Source organism: Hubeiibacter jixunmingi, from assembly GCF_041928215.1.
Classification (GTDB): domain Bacteria; phylum Pseudomonadota; class Gammaproteobacteria; order Pseudomonadales; family Moraxellaceae; genus Acinetobacter.
The window spans coordinates 1-16,516 of the sequence record NZ_JBHFHK010000054.1 but is presented as its reverse complement, the minus strand read 5'-3'; the positions used below and the strand labels follow the sequence as shown (position 1 = coordinate 16,516).

The following is a 16,516-nucleotide window of genomic DNA, read 5'->3' as shown; positions in this document are numbered from 1 at the left end:
CGTTTAGATTGTATTGATACCCTGTTCTTCTATTTTATGTGGATTTGTGCCATTTATTAATTTCTTTTGCTATAGTAATAAAAAAAGAAAAAATCAATGTGCTTTTCAAGGTCGTATTTTTCTATAAATAATATTTATTTTAAATATAAGCTATCTTTTGTGGTTTTATTCTGTTATAGTACGCTCACGCACGAAAATTTCCGTTCATTACCTGAACATCTCTTTTGTTTATGAGTTTTCACTCATCATTTTATCTGCGCGTTTTGTTCATAGAGAACGTCATCTGCGCGCCGAATCGCATCTTGCGATTTTCAGGTTGTCGCTCGTAATCATGTGTGCGTTTCGACACATCGACACCTAATCGATCAAGACATGATGATTGTCTGACAATTGTTTTTTCAACAATTGCCATTGCATCTGTGTTTGTTAACGAAAAGAATTATAGCAATTAGACCATGCAAATTTGATGCAATCAAGGTCTTGTCTTGCTGTCTGCCGATGTCCTTAATATTTTGGGGAAATATATTCCCACCATTTGGAGCACCGCTAGACGGTGAGATGAATTATGTCTATTCAATTTACAGATTTTGATTTGGCTGAGCCATTACAACAAGCATTAGAAGGTCTTGGCTTTACTAGCCCAACTCCTGTACAAGAACAAGCGATTCCTGCTGCTTTAGAAGGCAAAGACCTTTTGGTATCTAGCCAAACAGGTTCAGGTAAAACAGTCGCTTTCTTATTGCCTACATTAAATGCTTTGGCAAAACAAGAAAACAATGCATTATCATTTAAAGATCGTATGCGTGCTATGCCAGCACCGTCAATCTTGGTACTTTGCCCAACACGTGAACTTGCGCAACAGGTCAGCCACGATGCGATTGATTTAGTGCGTCACATGAAAGGTGCACGTATCGCAGCAGTGATGGGTGGTATGCCTTTTGGTAAGCAAATCCAACAACTTAAAGGTGCACAAGTATTGGTTGCAACACCAGGTCGTTTATTGGATTTGGTAAACCGTCGTCAATTAAAATTAAACCAAGTACAAGCGTTAATCGTGGATGAAGCGGATCGTATGTTGGACTTAGGTTTTGCTGAAGACTTAGAAGCAATCAGCGACTTGGCAAACCAACGTGAACAAACATTGATGTTCTCTGCAACATTCGCAGATCGTATTGTCAGCCTTGCTCGTACTATGATGGGCAATGATCCAACACGTATCGCAATTGAAACAGGTCATGCGACCAACACTGATGTAACACAAACATTGCATTGGACAGACGGTTTTGAACACAAGAAAAAATTGTTAAGCCATTGGTTAAGCGATGAAAACTTAGATCAAGCGGTTGTTTTCGCATCAACGCAAGAAGATACTGATATGTTGGCTGAAGAGTTGGCTGAAGCAGGTCACTCTGTGGTTGCATTACACGGTGCAATGCCACAATCAGTACGTAATCGTCGTTTAAAAAGTATTCGCGATGGCAAAGCAAAAATCTTAGTGGCAACTGATGTTGCAGCACGTGGTTTGGATGTGCCAACCATCTCTCACGTGATTAACTTTGGTTTACCAATGAAAAATGAAGACTATGTACACCGTGTAGGTCGTACAGGTCGTGCGGGTCGTAGTGGTCAAGCGGTGACTTTGGCGACTTACCGTGAGCGTGGCAAGATCCGTGCTTTAGAAGAATATTTAGAAACCCGTTTGGCGGTATCTGAAATCGAAGGCTTAGAGCCATCTCCACCACCAGAGCGTCCAAAAGGTGGTAAAGGTGGTAAAGATCGTAAACGCAGTGGCGGCGGTCGTGGTCGTGACTTTGGTGGTCGTGGTGAGCGTTCAGATCGTGGCGAACGTAGCTTTGGTGGCGGTTTCGGTGGTAAACGCCGTGTAGAAGGTGAAGGGCATTTTAAAGCACGTGAACGTCAAGAAGGTGGTCGTGAAGGCAATCGTGAAGACCGCCCGCGTTTTGAACGTGATGGTGATCGTCCACGTCGTAGCTTTGATAATGATCGCCCGCGTCGTGAATTTGATCGTTCAGAAGGTCGTAGCGATAAACCACGTTTTGAGCGTGATGGTGACCGTCCTGCACGTAGCTTCAATAGCGATCGCCCGCGCCATGAATCTAATCGTTCAGAAGGTCGTAGCGATAAACCACGTTTTGAGCGTGATGGTGACCGCCCTGCACGTAGCTTCAATAGCGACCGTCCACGCCGTGAGTTCAATCGTTCAGAAGGTCGTGATGACCGTGGTGGCGAACGTCGTTTTGGTCGTCATGAGAATACTGAACATCGTTTTTCACAAGGTGATGAACGCCGTGGTCGCCGTCCAGATGGTGAGCGTTTTGGTGGTCAAGCAGGCGAGCGTCGTCGCAAATTTGAGCGTTAATCAGTACACTTAAACGCAGAATAGTTTTAAATTATAAAGAAGGCAATTCGATCAGTTCGGATTGCTTTTTTTGTTTTGGTAGATTGTAATGAAGATATGATAAGTAAAACGACTTTATTGATTACTTATAGTTTTATAAGAGTTATAAGATTTTTATGATATAAAGTTGACATTTTTACGGTTAAATCGATTAAATTCTTGAAAAAAACATTGCAATTCAATGCTATTTTTGGCAAAAATACAGCATCTTATTTTCGGCTTAACCATAAGTCTAAATTACATACATCGGATAGCGTAATTATGGTCAATTCAACAGAACGTCCTATCGCACTGGAAGTGCAGGATATCCATAAAAGTTATGGCTCATTAGAAGTGTTAAAGGGAGTATCTCTACAAGCACGTGATGGTGATGTCATTTCAATTCTTGGTTCATCGGGATCAGGTAAATCTACTTTTTTACGCTGCATTAATTTGTTAGAAAAACCATCAAGTGGACGTATCATCGTTGGTAATGAAGAATTAAAATTGGTGAAGGCTGGCGATGAACTAAAAGCCGCAAATGCTCGTCAGTTAGAAACTTTTCGTTCACGTATCGGTTTTGTATTCCAAAACTTTAACTTATGGCCGCACAAGACAATTTTAGAAAATATTATTGAAGGCCCAACACAAGTTTTGAAAGTTCCTAAAGCCAAAGCCATAAGTGAAGCTGAAGTTTTACTAAACAAAGTAGGGCTATTAGACAAAAAAGATGCTTATCCTGATAATCTGTCGGGTGGTCAGCGTCAGCGTGTGGCAATCGCACGTGCTTTGGCAATGAACCCACAAGTACTATTATTTGATGAGCCAACCAGTGCTCTAGACCCTGAATTGGTGAATGAAGTATTAGCCGTTATGCGTGGTTTGGCTGAAGAAGGTCGTACCATGTTGATCGTTACGCATGAAATGCGTTTTGCACGTGAAGTGTCTAGTCAAGTGGTGTTTTTACATCAAGGTCGTATCGAAGAAATCGGTACACCACAGCAAGTCTTTGACAATCCAACATCACAGCGTGTGAAAGACTTTATGGCATCACACCGTTAATTTATATTTTACTTTAGCTCAAGAGTTTTATTATGTTGCGTTCATATTCAAGTTTATTCGCTCTCCCAGTATTGGCTTTGGCAATGACAGCATGCAGTCAGAGCAATGACAGTGCAGCAGGTGCATCTGCACCAGCGGCAGGTCAAGGTAATGCCAAAGTCATCCGCATTGCAACCGAGTCAAGCTATAAACCATTTAGCTACATGGATAGTCAAGGCAACCTTATGGGTTTCGAAATTGATCTTGCCAATGCAATGTGTAAAGAGATGAAAGCAGAATGTAAGATCACTTCAGAAGATTGGGATGGTTTGATTCCTGGTTTGAATGCACAAAAATTTGATGCCATCATGGCAGGTATGTCAATCACACCAGAACGTAGCCAAGCTGTGCTATTTAGTGATCCATACTTCCATAGTAAGTTGGTTTTGGTGGGCAAAAAAGGTGTAGATACCACGATTGCCAATATCGGTGGACATAGCATTGCTACTCAACAAGCAACTGTTTCTGCACAGTATTTGGAAAAAAATCATCCGACAGCTCAGATCAAAACCTATGACAAGCAAGACAATGCTTATTTAGATTTAACTGCAGGTCGTGCTGAATTTATGTTGTCTGATATCGTGCCTATCTCAGATTGGTTAAAAAGCGATAAAGGTCAAGGTTTTGAAGTAAAAGGTGCACCAATCGATATCAATGATGCAGTTGCCATTGCTTTACGTAAAAATGACACTGCTTTGGCAGGTGAGTTCAACAAAGCTTTGCAAACATTAAAAGCCAATGGTGAGTACGATAAAATTGTATTGAAATACTTTGATCCAAGTATCGTCAATGCAGGTGCTAAGACACAGTCACAAACAGCGAGTGCGGAAATGGCAAGTAGCCAACCAGCTTCTGCGGTGGCAAGTGCAGCAAAATAATTTTGCATAGTGAACACAAAATCGTTAAAAAACATTTGTGTATTATGCATAAATGTTGATAATGTAAGTTGCTCGACTGCATTTTTAAATGATATTTGTGTTCACTACAGTCAAATTTTGCAGTCAATGTCTATATAGACACTGTAAGAATAGGCTGAATTTTAATGATAAAATTCAGCATTTACCCCAGTAACCAGTAAGGATACTTAAAATGATGAAATATTCACTCTACGCTTCAATGCTTATGACCACATTACTTGTAGGTTGTGGCGGCGACAATGCTGCAAAATCAGATGCAGCAGCTTCAGGTACAAGTGCGGCAGGCGCAGCACCAAGTGGCGAAGTCATTCGTATTGCAACAGAAGGCGCTTATGCACCTTTTAACCTCACGAATGCTGATGGTAGCTTAGGTGGTTTTGATGTGGACTTGGTCAATGCTTTATGTAAGCAAATGCAAGCCAAATGTGAAGTCAAAGCACAGGATTGGGATGGTATTATTCCTGCGTTAAAAGCAGGTAAATACGATGTGATTATTGCGGGTATGTCTATTACACCAGAACGCCAACAAGTTTTGGATTTCAGTGATCCTTATTATGACAATACTTTGGTATTCGTTGCAAAATCTGACAGTAATTTTGATCCAAAAAATCCAGCTGATATTGATGGTAAACCAATTGGTGCTCAACGTTCGACGATTGCATCTCAATGGTTAGAAAAAAATCATCCAAAAGCACAGTCTAAATTCTATGATACTTCAGACAATGCTTTCTTAGAATTAGGTAACAGCCGTCTAAATGCAGTAATCTCTGATAAAGCACCAGCGATGACATGGTTAAGTACAGATAAAGGCAAGGGCTTTAATGTTAAAGGTCAAGAAATCAATATTGACGACCACTTGGGTATTGCATTTGAAAAAGGCAGTCCTTTGAAAGACCGTTTTAACAAAGCATTGGGTGAGTTAAAAGCCAGCGGTGAATATCAAAAGATTGCGGATAAATATTTTGCTGTACCATCAGCAAATACTGCAACAGCGACAGCACCAGCAAGTGCGGCAACAGCACCTGCTAGTGCGGCAACAGCACCTGCTAGTGCGACAGCAAGTGCTGCACAGTAAGGCTTTATGTTAATATAAATAGCTAAGTCAAAATCAACATTATAGGGGCAATTATTGTCCCTATAATTGTATAAGTGGATGCAATTGTTTTTATAAATCAAAGCAATATTTATCAAAAAAATGAATTAATTTGATAAATGGCTAATTTAAGCATTATCATCTGTGAACGTGTTCATTGTGCTATTTTCTTTGTATGATCTGCTACGGCATTTTTGCTCAGAATGTGCATAGGAATAAATGCTAAATATCAGACTTAAATCAACTGGTGAGACAAGCTTTGCATTGCAACATAACGCAGGTAAGGCAGTTCTACTCAAGCAATCGGTGAGTAGAAAAGGAGTAAAAAATGATTGATTTGCACGGTTTTGGTGGCGTGTTGCTGCAAGGCACAATTGTCACAGTGAAGCTTGCAGTGACAAGTCTATTTTTCGGCTTGATCTTCGGTATGCTCGGTGCAATGGGTAAACTGTCTAACGTTTGGATTTTTCGCAAATGGGCAATGCTTTACACCACTTTAGTACGTGGTATTCCAGAGCTTCTATACGTGTTATTTATGTACTTTGGTGTGCAAATCGTATTGTTATGGATTTTACCTAAAATAGGTTATACAAAGCACGTTAATATCAATGAATTTTGGATAGGTGTTGTTGCATTATCCACGATGTTTGGTGCTTATGCGACAGAAGTGTTCCGTATGGCAATTCAAGAGATTCCAAAAGGTCAATGGGAAGCTTCGCAAGTCATGGGTATGCGACCATTTCAAACATTTTGGCGTATCATTTTACCGCAAGTGTGGTTAGTTGCTTTACCTGGTTTAGGTAACTTATTCTTGGTATTGATGAAAGATACTGCACTCATTTCAGTGATTGGCCTAAAAGACATCATGTATTATGCAGGTCGTGCAGGTCAGACAACTCAGCAACCGTTCACATTCTTTATGGTAGCAGCACTGATTTACTTGGGGCTTACTGTGGTGATTACCTTATGCATCAGTTGGGGCGAGTGGATCAGCAATCCTGCACAACGCTACGCCAAAAAAATGCGTAAACAAAAAAGAGCTGATATCACAGGAGGTGTAGCATGAACTGGAATTGGCACGTTATTGTTGAGTATTTTCCAGAGCTACTCAAAGCGGCACCATTGACTTTACAGCTCGTATTTATCGCTTGTGCAGTAGGTTTGGTATTCGGCATTATTCTCGGGGTTTTACGTGTTTCGGATAATATATTCATTAAAGGTTTGCCTTTTTTATATATTTTCTTTTTCCGTGGTACGCCATTATTAGTGCAGATGTTTTTGATTTACTATGGTCTAAGTCAGTTTGAAGTAGTCAAAAATTCATCGCTTTGGGAGCCTGTATTAAGCAAGCCCTACTGGTGTGCAATCATTGCGTTTAGCTTAAATACCAGTGCCTATATCGGTGAAATCGTACGTGGTGCGATTATGTCCATTCCGAAAGGTGAGCTTGAAGCTGCTGATGCAATGGGTATGTCAACAGTACAAAAATTTACACGTATTATTCTGCCACGTGCTTTTGGTATTATGCTGCCAGCCTATAGCAATGAATTAATTTTTATGCTTAAAGGTAGTGCATTGGCATCAACCATTACTATGATGGACATTACTGGTGCAGCACGTACTATCGCTGCCAAGACTTATACGCCATTAGAATTGTTGTTTGCTGCGGGTATTATCTATTTATTGTTGGCTTGGATGATTATGTTTGGCTTTAACATACTCGAACGTTTGTTTAACCGTCATAAATTCTATGTACCACCAGAAGTAGCAAAAGCCAAAGCTTAAAATACAGAGTAAATTTATTTTTGAAAGACTGCCTTATGAGGCAGTTTTTTAATCTATAGTATAGAATAAACGATTTAAATCCACAGATTAAGCACAATTTTTGCGATAAAGCTACAAATCAAACAAAAAAATTCGTTAAAATAATCGCCTTTTTATTACCAATGATAATGCTGTCATGAGCGAACAACAACGGCAGGAACAAGTCATCGAACCAGAAATAAAACAGGGTTGTAACGATGTCTTGATTGATGTCCAAAATCTACATTTTAAACGTGGTACACGTGTAATCTATGCAGGTGTAGATATTCAAATACGTCGTGGCAAAATCACTGCCCTGATGGGACCGTCAGGAACGGGTAAGACTACATTGTTACGCTTGATTGGCGGACAGCTCAAACCTGATCAAGGGCAAGTGCTATTGGACGGGCAAGATATTGCCAAAATGTCACGCAAGGCCTTGTTTGAAGCACGTGCCAGAATGGGAATGTTGTTTCAGAGCGGTGCTTTATTTACCGATATGAATGTCTATGAAAACGTCGCTTTCCCAATTCGTGCACACCGTAATTATACTGAAGCACAAATCGCAGAAATTGTTTCTCAACGCTTAGAAGCCGTGGGCTTGCGTGGTGCAGAAAAGATGATGCCGTCAGAGCTATCAGGCGGTATGAATCGTCGTGCGGCATTAGCACGAGCGATCGCTTTAGATCCAGAATTGGTCATGTATGATGAGCCATTTGCAGGACAAGACCCAATTGTGATGGGTGTATTGGCTCGATTAGTCCGCTCGATTAGTGAAAGCTTAGACAATGTCACGACTATTATTGTTTCACACGATGTGCAGGAAACTTTGTCGATTGCAGATTATGTGTATGTGGTGGCTGAAGGTAAAGTACAAGGTGAAGGTACGCCAGAACAGCTTCGTCAGTCTTCATCGGCATTTGTACAGCAGTTTTTGACAGGCTCACCAGATGGTCCTGTAGATTATCAATTTAGTAGCCTACCACAGCCAACAGGAGCAAGCGTATGACGCAATTTGTGGCGGATTTAGGGCGACGCGTGATTGAACGTGTACAAGGTATTGGTTATGCAACCTTGATGCTTGCACAGGTACTGTTTTCAGCCCCAACAGGGCGTGGAGTAGGCTTATTTGTCTATCAGATGTATCGTGTTGGTGTGTTATCGCTGTTGATTATTGGTGTATCTGGTCTATTTATTGGTGGTGTGCTTGGTTTACAGATGTATAGCATCTTGGTCAATTTTGGTAGCGAAGCGATGTTGGGGACAGCGGTAGCCTTGACCTTGTTGCGTGAGCTAGCACCAGTCGTTGCGGCATTATTGTTTGCAGGGCGTGCAGGTTCGGCTCTGACTGCCGAAATTGGTTCGATGAAACAAACTGAACAGCTTGCCAGTATGGAAATGATCGGTGTCGATCCACTCAAACAAATCGTTTCACCACGTTTTTGGGCGGGTATGGTCAGTTTACCAATTTTATCCGTGATTTTTGCTGCGGTCGGTATTATGGGCGGTAAATTTGTCGGAGTGGATTTTTTAGGTGCAGATGTCGGTTCATTTTGGAACAGTATGCAATCTACCGTTGAATTTTCTAAAGATGTATTGAATGGCACAATCATCAAAAGTATGGTTTTTGCTTTTATCTGTACATGGATTGCGGTTTATCAAGGCTATGCCTGTGAACCAACGCCAGAAGGCATTGCCAGTGCGATGACTCGTACAGTAGTTTATTCATCTTTGTGTGTATTAGGTTTTGATTTTGTCTTGACTGCGGTCATGTTCGGAGGCGTTTCATGAAATCACGTTCAGTAGAGCTGGCCGTTGGTGCATTAGTGATTGTATTTGGTTTGGCATTGTTTTTATTGGCAATGCGAGTCAGTGGTTTTGCAGGCAATAGCGTCAGCAATCCTTATACGCTGACGGCAAAATTTGACAATATTAGTGGTCTAAAAGAGCGTGCCAAAGTCACTATTGCAGGGGTAAAAGTCGGTCAAGTCGATAAAATCGATTTTGATCCTGTTACAGGCAAAGCGCTCGTGACCTTAAAAATGAATAAAGATTTAACGACATTCAATACCGAGCAACTTAAGACTGTGCAAGGCTATGCATTGGAAGAGTTGAAGTTTAGTTCTGATTATCAAGCAGCAAATCCAGAGCAACAAAAAGCGATGGAAAAAATACTAATTGATAACATGAACAACATTACTTCTATCGATAAAGATGCTTATATAAAGGTTGCAACCAATGGCATTATTGGTGAAAAGTATTTGAAGATTGATCTCGGTGGTGGTCTAGGTTATGTGCCTCAAGGCGGTAGCTTTGCGGAAACACAAACTCAAGGTACGGTAGAAATTGAAGACTTGGTGAGTAAATTTATCAGTAATAGCGGTAAATCTGATGCAAAACCAGCAACAGCTTCTGCTTCTACCGAAACTGCAACGAGCACCACTACAGAAAAAGCAGATACGCAAGATGCTACGGATAAAACTGTAGCGGATAAAGCAACCCAAGGCGAAAGCCAAACAAGTCGTCCTGCCAGTGCCAGCAAAACTGCTGTCGCTGAAATGGATGAAACCAAATTATTCAAAGAGTAAGTTTCTCAGGAGAAACACCATGAAAATGACACAAAAAGTTGCTCTAGCAACAGCTGTATCAGCAATTTTTGCCAGCTCGATGGCATTTGCTGCACCAAGCGAAGCACCGGACGCATTCATTAAGCGTATTTCTGATCAAATGTTAGCACAGCTTAATCAGAATAAAGGTCAATTAAGCAATCCAGCAGTGATTAATCGTTTGGTATCACAAAACGTACAACCTTATGTTGATGAGCAAGGCTTTACACGTCTAGTGCTTGGCCAATATGCAACGAGCCAATATACTACGGCAGCACAACGTGCACAATTTACCACAAACTTCCGTGACAGTATTGTGCGTACTTATTCACGTGGTATTAGCCAGTATAGCTCAGAAGGTTATACTTTACGTCCGTACCGTAACACCAATGCACAGTATCCTGTTGTCGTAATGGATTTTAGAACGGGTGGTGGTAATCGTATTCCAATCGCATTCCAATTGACAGACATCAATAACCAATGGAAAATCCGTAACATCAATGTGAGCGGTATCGATTTGGCGTTAACTTTCCGTGATCAATTCCGTAATACTGTACAGCAGAACGGTGGCGATGTGGGTAAGGCGATTGCGAGCTTTAAACCAAATGCAGACGTAGTAAAGAAAAAATAACTATTCTTTCGCAGATGTCAGCTATGAGATAGAGTAAATCAAAAGATTTGCTCTATTTTTTTGTGTAATTATCATGGATGAGATTTAATGTTTTATTTTCAATTCATATAAATCAATATCTTAAAAACGCAAACTTTTCACTTTCTATTAAAATGAATTTTATTCATGTTGTATTCTAATTATATCATTTTTATTCATGTTAAAAATCGAGTATAAATAACAGCATAAACTTTGACGACCAATTTTGTTGTCGATCAAGCAATATTGCGAAATGATGGGGGAATAACCATGACTGAATTTAACTGTAGTGTCAATACTTTACGTTTTGATGAAAATTATCAACCACCACAACATACACGTTTGACCACTAACTTTGCCAATTTGGCACGTGGCGAAGACCGTGAGCAAAATTTACGTAATACTTTACAAATGATTAATCAACGTTTTAACGACTTGGCATCATGGGACAATCCTACAGGCGATCGTTATTCTGTTGAATTAGACATTGTGTCTGCGGACATTGATATCGAAGGTAAGGGCGAATTGTTCCCTGCAATTGAAATTTTGAAAACAACTATCGTGGATCACAAAACAGGACAACGTTTTGACGGAATTATTGGTAATAATTTTTCATCTTATGTACGTGATTATGACTTCAGCGTTTTGTTGCGTGAATACAATAAAGACAAAAATCAATTCAGCGTACCTGAAAATTATGGTGAATTGCACGGTAAATTGTTCCAATACTTATTGAACTCTGAAGCGTATAAGAGCAAATTTAAAAAGCCACCAGTGATTTGTTTAAGTGTATCGCATACCAAAACTTATCACCAAACTGCAAATTCACATCCAATTTTGGGCGTAGAATATCGTCAAGATGAATATTCTCTAACTGATGAATACTTTGCCAAAATGGGCATGACGGTACGTTACTTTATGCCACCAAAATCGGTTGCACCGTATGCGTTCTATTTCCAAGCGGACTGTGATTTGTTAAATGATTACACCAATCTTGAGCTCATCAGTGCAATCAGCACCATGGAAACATTCCAAAAAATCTATCGTCCTGAAATCTACAATGCCAACACTACTGCTGGTCAGCAATTTCAGCCAAGCTTGACGCATGATGACTATTCAGTGACCAAGATTAACTATGACCGTGTTGAGCGTACGCAATTGGCGATTCAACAAGGCGAATATACCCGTGAACATTTTATTCAGCCATACAAAAATGTGCTAGAAAAATGGGCAAATACCGCAGTGCTTTAATGTGCATTGTAAAGTAAATCGTTTAGGTGCGTAGTACGCACCTTTACATTTTTAAAAAAATTTATTTGAGATTGATCATGAGCAATATTTTACTACCAACAGCTACCGCAGGCAGTTTACCAAAACCAGTATGGCTGGCTGAACCAGAGAAATTATGGTCGCCATGGAAACTACCTGAAGAGCAACTACAAGAAGGCAAGCAAGACGCTTTGTTGGTCGCTTTGCAACAACAGCAACACGCAGGCATTGATATTGTCAGTGATGGCGAGCAGACCCGCCAGCACTTTGTTACCACTTTTATTGAGCATTTGGCAGGGGTGGATTTTGAAAAGCGTGAAACTGTGCGTATCCGTAACCGCTATGATGCTAGCGTGCCAACCGTAGTTGGTGAAGTTCATCGTCCAAAATCAGTCTTTGTAGAAGATGCCAAATTTTTACGTCAATATACCAATCAACCGATTAAATGGGCATTACCTGGCCCGATGACCATGATTGATACGCTGTACGATAGCCATTATAAAAGCCGTGAAAAATTAGCTTGGGAATTTGCCAAAATTTTGAATGAAGAGGCATTAGAATTGCAAGCAGCAGGAGTCAATATTATCCAGTTTGATGAGCCTGCATTTAACGTATTCTTTGATGAAGTGAATGACTGGGGGATTGCAACGCTTGAGCGTGCCATTCAAGGTCTAATAAACTGTGAAACTGCGGTACATATTTGCTATGGTTACGGTATCCAAGCCAATACGGATTGGAAAAAAACGTTAGGTTCTGAATGGCGTCAATACGAAGAAATTTTCCCTAAATTACAACAGTCTAATATTGATATTATTTCATTAGAGTGTCAGAATTCACGCGTGCCGATGGACTTAATTGAATTGATCCGTGGTAAAAAAGTCATGGTTGGTGCGATTGATGTAGCGACCAATGAGATTGAAACGCCTGAACAAGTGGCAGATACTTTACGTAAAGCCTTACAATTTGTTGATGCAGACAAACTTTATCCATGCACAAACTGTGGTATGGCACCGCTATCACGCCAAGTCGCCAATGGTAAATTATCTGCACTAGCACAAGGTGCGGCGATTGTACGACAAGAATTAGCGGGTAAATAAGTGAGCCTAAGGGGAAATTGATGGTTGATGCACTCAACTTTAGAAATGCCATGTCTTTACTCACCAGTGCGGTGAATATTGTCACCACAGCAGGTGAAAGTGGTACGCATGGTTTTACCGCATCGGCAGTGTGTAGCGTGACTGACACACCGCCGACGCTGTTGGTGTGTATGAATGGCAATGCCCGTTCTTATGAACACTTTGTGGCAAATGGTGTGCTTGCGGTCAATGTTTTGGCAGAGCAACATCAAAATTTATCCAATGTTTTTGCATCGCCTTTGCCATCAGAAGAGCGTTTTGCTCAGGCAGCGTGGAAAACGTCTTTAACAGGTTCACCGATTCTGAGCGATGCTTTGGTGAGTTTTGATTGTCGTATTGGTGAAATTACCCAAGTCGGCTCGCATAGTATTTTTATTTGTCCAATTGTGGCAATTGAATACAATACAGCAGATGAATTTAATCCTAAAGGCTTGGCATATTTCAAACGGGCTTATCATTCAGTAGGCTTGGTTTAAAAAATAAAAACCGTTTATTTTTGGATAAACGGTTTTTTATTTTTAAGTCAAAAATCAAGACCATACTACCAAAATTGCTGCAACGACAATCAATAATAAACCAATCAAATCATTTCGCTTTAATTTTTCCTTAAAAATAAATAAAGAAATCAAAATCATAAAAAAGACTTCAATTTGCCCTACCGTTTTGACAAATGCCACATGTTGCAAGCTCATGGCACTAAACCAACCCAATGATCCCAAAAATGAAAAGACACTGGTCGCAATGGTCAGATTACGATATCGCATCAATAATTGTAAAACGTGTCTTTCTTTAAACCATAAATAGAGCGTCAAACCTACTGCTTCGACAGTAATCACCGCAAAGAGCACCCATGATGCTGCTACCAAAGATGGCAAATCCAATAATAAACTGGCTTCACGCACCGACAGCGATGTAAAAGCAAAACATAAACCACTGGCTAAGCCAAGCCATAAGGTTTGCCAAGAAATTTGCTGTAAATTATTTACCACAGACATCAAGAAAACCGCAATACTACCTATCACAATGCCCACCCAACCGAGCCAACCAATCTGCGTACCAAATAACAGCACACCCAAAATGGCAGTTAAAATCGCTTCGCTTTTGGCAAGCCCTGCTCCGATGGAGTAATTTTTTAGGCGGAATAAACGTACCATCAATGCTGTGGCAAGGATTTGTGCGACCGACGCAAAGATAATATAAAAGACAAATTTACCCGAGAAACTGGGAATAGTTAAATTTGGTTGATGATAATAATGGATAAGTAAATAGCCCAATGCCAAAGGGCAAGCAAACAAAAAACGTGCCAAAGTCACGCCCATGATTGGCACATTGACGCTCAGCTGTTTTTGAAAAGCATTACGTCCTGCTTGCATCAAGGCGGCTAATAATGAAAACCATACCCATAACATGGCATTATCCTTATAGACATTTAAAAAATTTAGACATCAGAAATCGATATTAAATAAAATATTTTTATTATTTTATGCCTAATTCATAAAAAAAGCTATCACATTTGCAATAAATGATAGCTTTTTTCAGCACTTAAACATTAGTTCTTTAATACTACTTGCCCTTGATGCCACACTTGAGCCAATACACTTTGCCCAATCAAATAGCACAAATCCGCAGGGCGAGTAATATTCCACAAGGCAATATCGGCATCATAACCAACAGCAATTTTACCTTTATGCTCGCTTAAACCCAAAGCTTGAGCAGCATGTAAAGTCGTCCCTGCCAAAGATTCTTCAGGTGTCAAGCGAAATAGCGTACACGCCATATTCATCGCCAATAATAATGATGTGGATGGCGATGTTCCGGGGTTGCAATCGGTGGATACTGCCATATTGACCCCAGCATCACGCATGGCTTGAATCGGTGGTAATTTGGTTTCTCGCAAGGTATAAAATGCAGTCGGTAATAACACACCAACAGTGCCAGATTTTGCCATTTTATCAATATCTTTCATAGATAAATATTCGATATGATCTGCAGATAAACCATCAAAACTCGCCACCAAACCACTACCACCCATATCAGACAATTGTTCAGCATGCAATTTGACAGGCAAGCCCAAAGATTTTGCGACATTAAATACTTTGCTGACTTGTTCAAGATTGAACGCGATATTTTCACAAAAAGCATCTACCGCATCCACCAAGCCTTCTGCATGCAAAATCGGCAACCATTCACAGACCTTGTCTATATAAGCATCATTTTGCCCTTTATATTCTGGTGGTGTAGCGTGGGCGGCAAGATAAGTTTTACGCACGGTAATGCCAAAATCTTCACCAAGTTTTTTGGCAACAGCTAGCATTTTGCGTTCACTGTCCAAATCTAGTCCATAGCCAGATTTGATTTCGATGGTGGTGACGCCTTGCGAAATAAGATCTTTTAAGCGGGGTACACTGGCTTGATAAAGTTCATCAAAACTGGCTTCTCGGGTGGCTTTGACTGTAGATACAATGCCACCGCCTTGGCGTGCTACTTCTTCATAAGATACGCCATTCAGACGCATCTCAAATTCATTGCTACGATTGCCAGCATAAACCAAATGGGTATGACAATCGATAAGAGCAGGGGTGAGCCATTGACCTGTCACATCAATCACATTATCTGCGGTATGTTTGGGCAAATTTACCGTCTTGCCAAGCCATACAATTTTGCCATCTTGTATCGCCATTGCAGCGTCAGTAATTGTGCCATAGGGCGTGTTATTGCCATAGCCAAACTCATTATTCATGGTGGCAATATGAGCGTTAATGATTAGCGTGTCAAAGTGCATAATGTTACCTACTAATAAAACTGAGATTGAGTAATCTGATATAAAACGTGCTTAAATAATGGTGATATACTGGGGATGGTTGGGTGGTCAAATTCATATACAAACCGCATACCAATTTTTTGCATGACACGCTGTGACGGCAAATTTGTGGAAGCAGTGAATGAAACAATCTTATCAAAGCCACATTTATCAAAGCCAAAATCCAAACACGCTAAAGCCCCTTCAGTTGCTAGACCGTATCCCCAATAAGCTTTATCCAATCGCCAACCCACTTCAATACAAGGATTAAATGGATAGTCAATTTTTGGAGAATTTAAGCCAATAAAACCGATAAACGCTCCAGTCTGTCTGTGTTCAACAGCAAAAAAACCGTAATGATTTTCTTCAATGCGTGATTGAATCGCTTCCATCATGATGTCACTATCGGCAGAACTCAATACGTTGGGGAAATATCGCATGACTTCTGCATCTGCATTCATTCTTGCAAATGGCTCTTTATCACGCTCTTGCCAATCTCGCAAAATTAGCCTGTCTGTTGTTAGGTAGTTCATCTGTCACTTATTCTTAAGTTTAATCAAATTTCTTTACCAAAATACCCATGCTGTTGTCTATTGGTAGTTTGCCGAATCATGCCAATTAATTCTTGTTGAAGATTAACAATGTTAAAAGTGGTGTGTTTCTGCAAATATAGCAAAAGAAATTAATAAATGGCACAAATCCACATAAAATAGAAGAACAGGGTATCAATACAATCTAAACGCC

Annotated in this window: 15 protein-coding genes and 1 pseudogene; 13 read left to right on the top strand and 3 right to left on the bottom strand. The window is 40.3% G+C overall.

The window, feature by feature from the left end:
- Positions 1-565 precede the first annotated feature (565 nt).
- The 13 genes and pseudogenes from ACEYX7_RS08540 (at position 566) to ACEYX7_RS08480 (ending at position 13,448) form a co-directional block, all read left to right on the top strand.
- Entirely contained in the window at positions 566-2,380 is a 1,815-nt protein-coding gene (locus ACEYX7_RS08540) for a DEAD/DEAH box helicase (RefSeq protein ID WP_374806813.1), read from the top strand.
- Between the two features lie 300 nt (positions 2,381-2,680).
- Positions 2,681-3,460 carry an ABC transporter ATP-binding protein gene (locus tag ACEYX7_RS08535; protein WP_374803482.1) on the top strand — a complete coding sequence of 260 codons (780 nt, stop codon included), beginning with the start codon at positions 2,681-2,683 and terminating at the stop codon, positions 3,458-3,460.
- A 32-nt stretch (positions 3,461-3,492) separates the two neighbouring features.
- Positions 3,493-4,377 (top strand): transporter substrate-binding domain-containing protein, encoded by an 885-nt coding sequence (locus tag ACEYX7_RS08530; RefSeq protein WP_374803480.1) that lies wholly within the window; start codon positions 3,493-3,495, stop codon positions 4,375-4,377.
- 211 nt (positions 4,378-4,588) lie between these two features.
- Positions 4,589-5,491, top strand: a complete 903-nt coding sequence (locus ACEYX7_RS08525; RefSeq protein ID WP_374900438.1) for a transporter substrate-binding domain-containing protein — start codon at positions 4,589-4,591, stop codon at positions 5,489-5,491.
- 346 nt (positions 5,492-5,837) lie between these two features.
- Positions 5,838-6,575 carry an ABC transporter permease gene (locus ACEYX7_RS08520; protein WP_374803476.1) on the top strand — a complete coding sequence of 246 codons (738 nt, stop codon included), beginning with the start codon at positions 5,838-5,840 and terminating at the stop codon, positions 6,573-6,575.
- Complete coding sequence (locus ACEYX7_RS08515; RefSeq protein ID WP_374803474.1) at positions 6,572-7,294, top strand: ABC transporter permease; 723 nt, start codon at positions 6,572-6,574, stop codon at positions 7,292-7,294. Before ACEYX7_RS08520 ends, ACEYX7_RS08515 begins: the two co-directional genes overlap by 4 nt.
- 175 nt (positions 7,295-7,469) lie before the next feature.
- Positions 7,470-8,321, top strand: coding sequence for an ABC transporter ATP-binding protein (locus tag ACEYX7_RS08510; protein WP_374803473.1), 852 nt, complete (start codon positions 7,470-7,472; stop codon positions 8,319-8,321).
- Entirely contained in the window at positions 8,318-9,103 is a 786-nt protein-coding gene (mlaE, locus tag ACEYX7_RS08505; protein WP_374803471.1) for a lipid asymmetry maintenance ABC transporter permease subunit MlaE, read from the top strand. The genes ACEYX7_RS08510 and mlaE overlap by 4 nt, the downstream gene beginning before the upstream one ends.
- Positions 9,100-9,768, top strand: a pseudogene (locus tag ACEYX7_RS08500) (MlaD family protein); the annotation flags it as partial. The gene mlaE and the pseudogene ACEYX7_RS08500, both read left to right, overlap by 4 nt.
- 151 nt (positions 9,769-9,919) lie before the next feature.
- Positions 9,920-10,549 carry an MlaC/ttg2D family ABC transporter substrate-binding protein gene (locus ACEYX7_RS08495; RefSeq protein WP_374803469.1) on the top strand — a complete coding sequence of 210 codons (630 nt, stop codon included), beginning with the start codon at positions 9,920-9,922 and terminating at the stop codon, positions 10,547-10,549.
- Positions 10,550-10,837: 288 nt separating this feature from the next.
- Positions 10,838-11,818, top strand: coding sequence for a DUF1852 domain-containing protein (locus ACEYX7_RS08490; RefSeq protein WP_374803467.1), 981 nt, complete (start codon positions 10,838-10,840; stop codon positions 11,816-11,818).
- Positions 11,819-11,895: 77 nt separating this feature from the next.
- Positions 11,896-12,933: a methionine synthase gene (locus tag ACEYX7_RS08485; RefSeq protein ID WP_374900437.1), complete on the top strand. Its 1,038-nt coding sequence runs from the start codon at positions 11,896-11,898 to the stop codon at positions 12,931-12,933.
- 20 nt (positions 12,934-12,953) lie between these two features.
- Positions 12,954-13,448, top strand: a complete 495-nt coding sequence (locus ACEYX7_RS08480; RefSeq protein ID WP_374803463.1) for a flavin reductase — start codon at positions 12,954-12,956, stop codon at positions 13,446-13,448.
- A gap of 54 nt (positions 13,449-13,502) precedes the next feature.
- Here the strand turns inward: ACEYX7_RS08480 and ACEYX7_RS08475 are convergent, their stop codons facing one another.
- The 3 genes from ACEYX7_RS08475 to ACEYX7_RS08465 form a co-directional block, all read right to left on the bottom strand.
- Entirely contained in the window at positions 13,503-14,381 is an 879-nt protein-coding gene (locus tag ACEYX7_RS08475) for a DMT family transporter (protein ID WP_374900436.1), read from the bottom strand.
- A gap of 140 nt (positions 14,382-14,521) precedes the next feature.
- Entirely contained in the window at positions 14,522-15,754 is a 1,233-nt protein-coding gene (gene hutI / locus ACEYX7_RS08470) for an imidazolonepropionase (RefSeq protein ID WP_374803461.1), read from the bottom strand.
- Between the two features lie 11 nt (positions 15,755-15,765).
- Entirely contained in the window at positions 15,766-16,305 is a 540-nt protein-coding gene (locus ACEYX7_RS08465) for a GNAT family N-acetyltransferase (protein ID WP_374803459.1), read from the bottom strand.
- Positions 16,306-16,516: the final 211 nt, after the last annotated feature.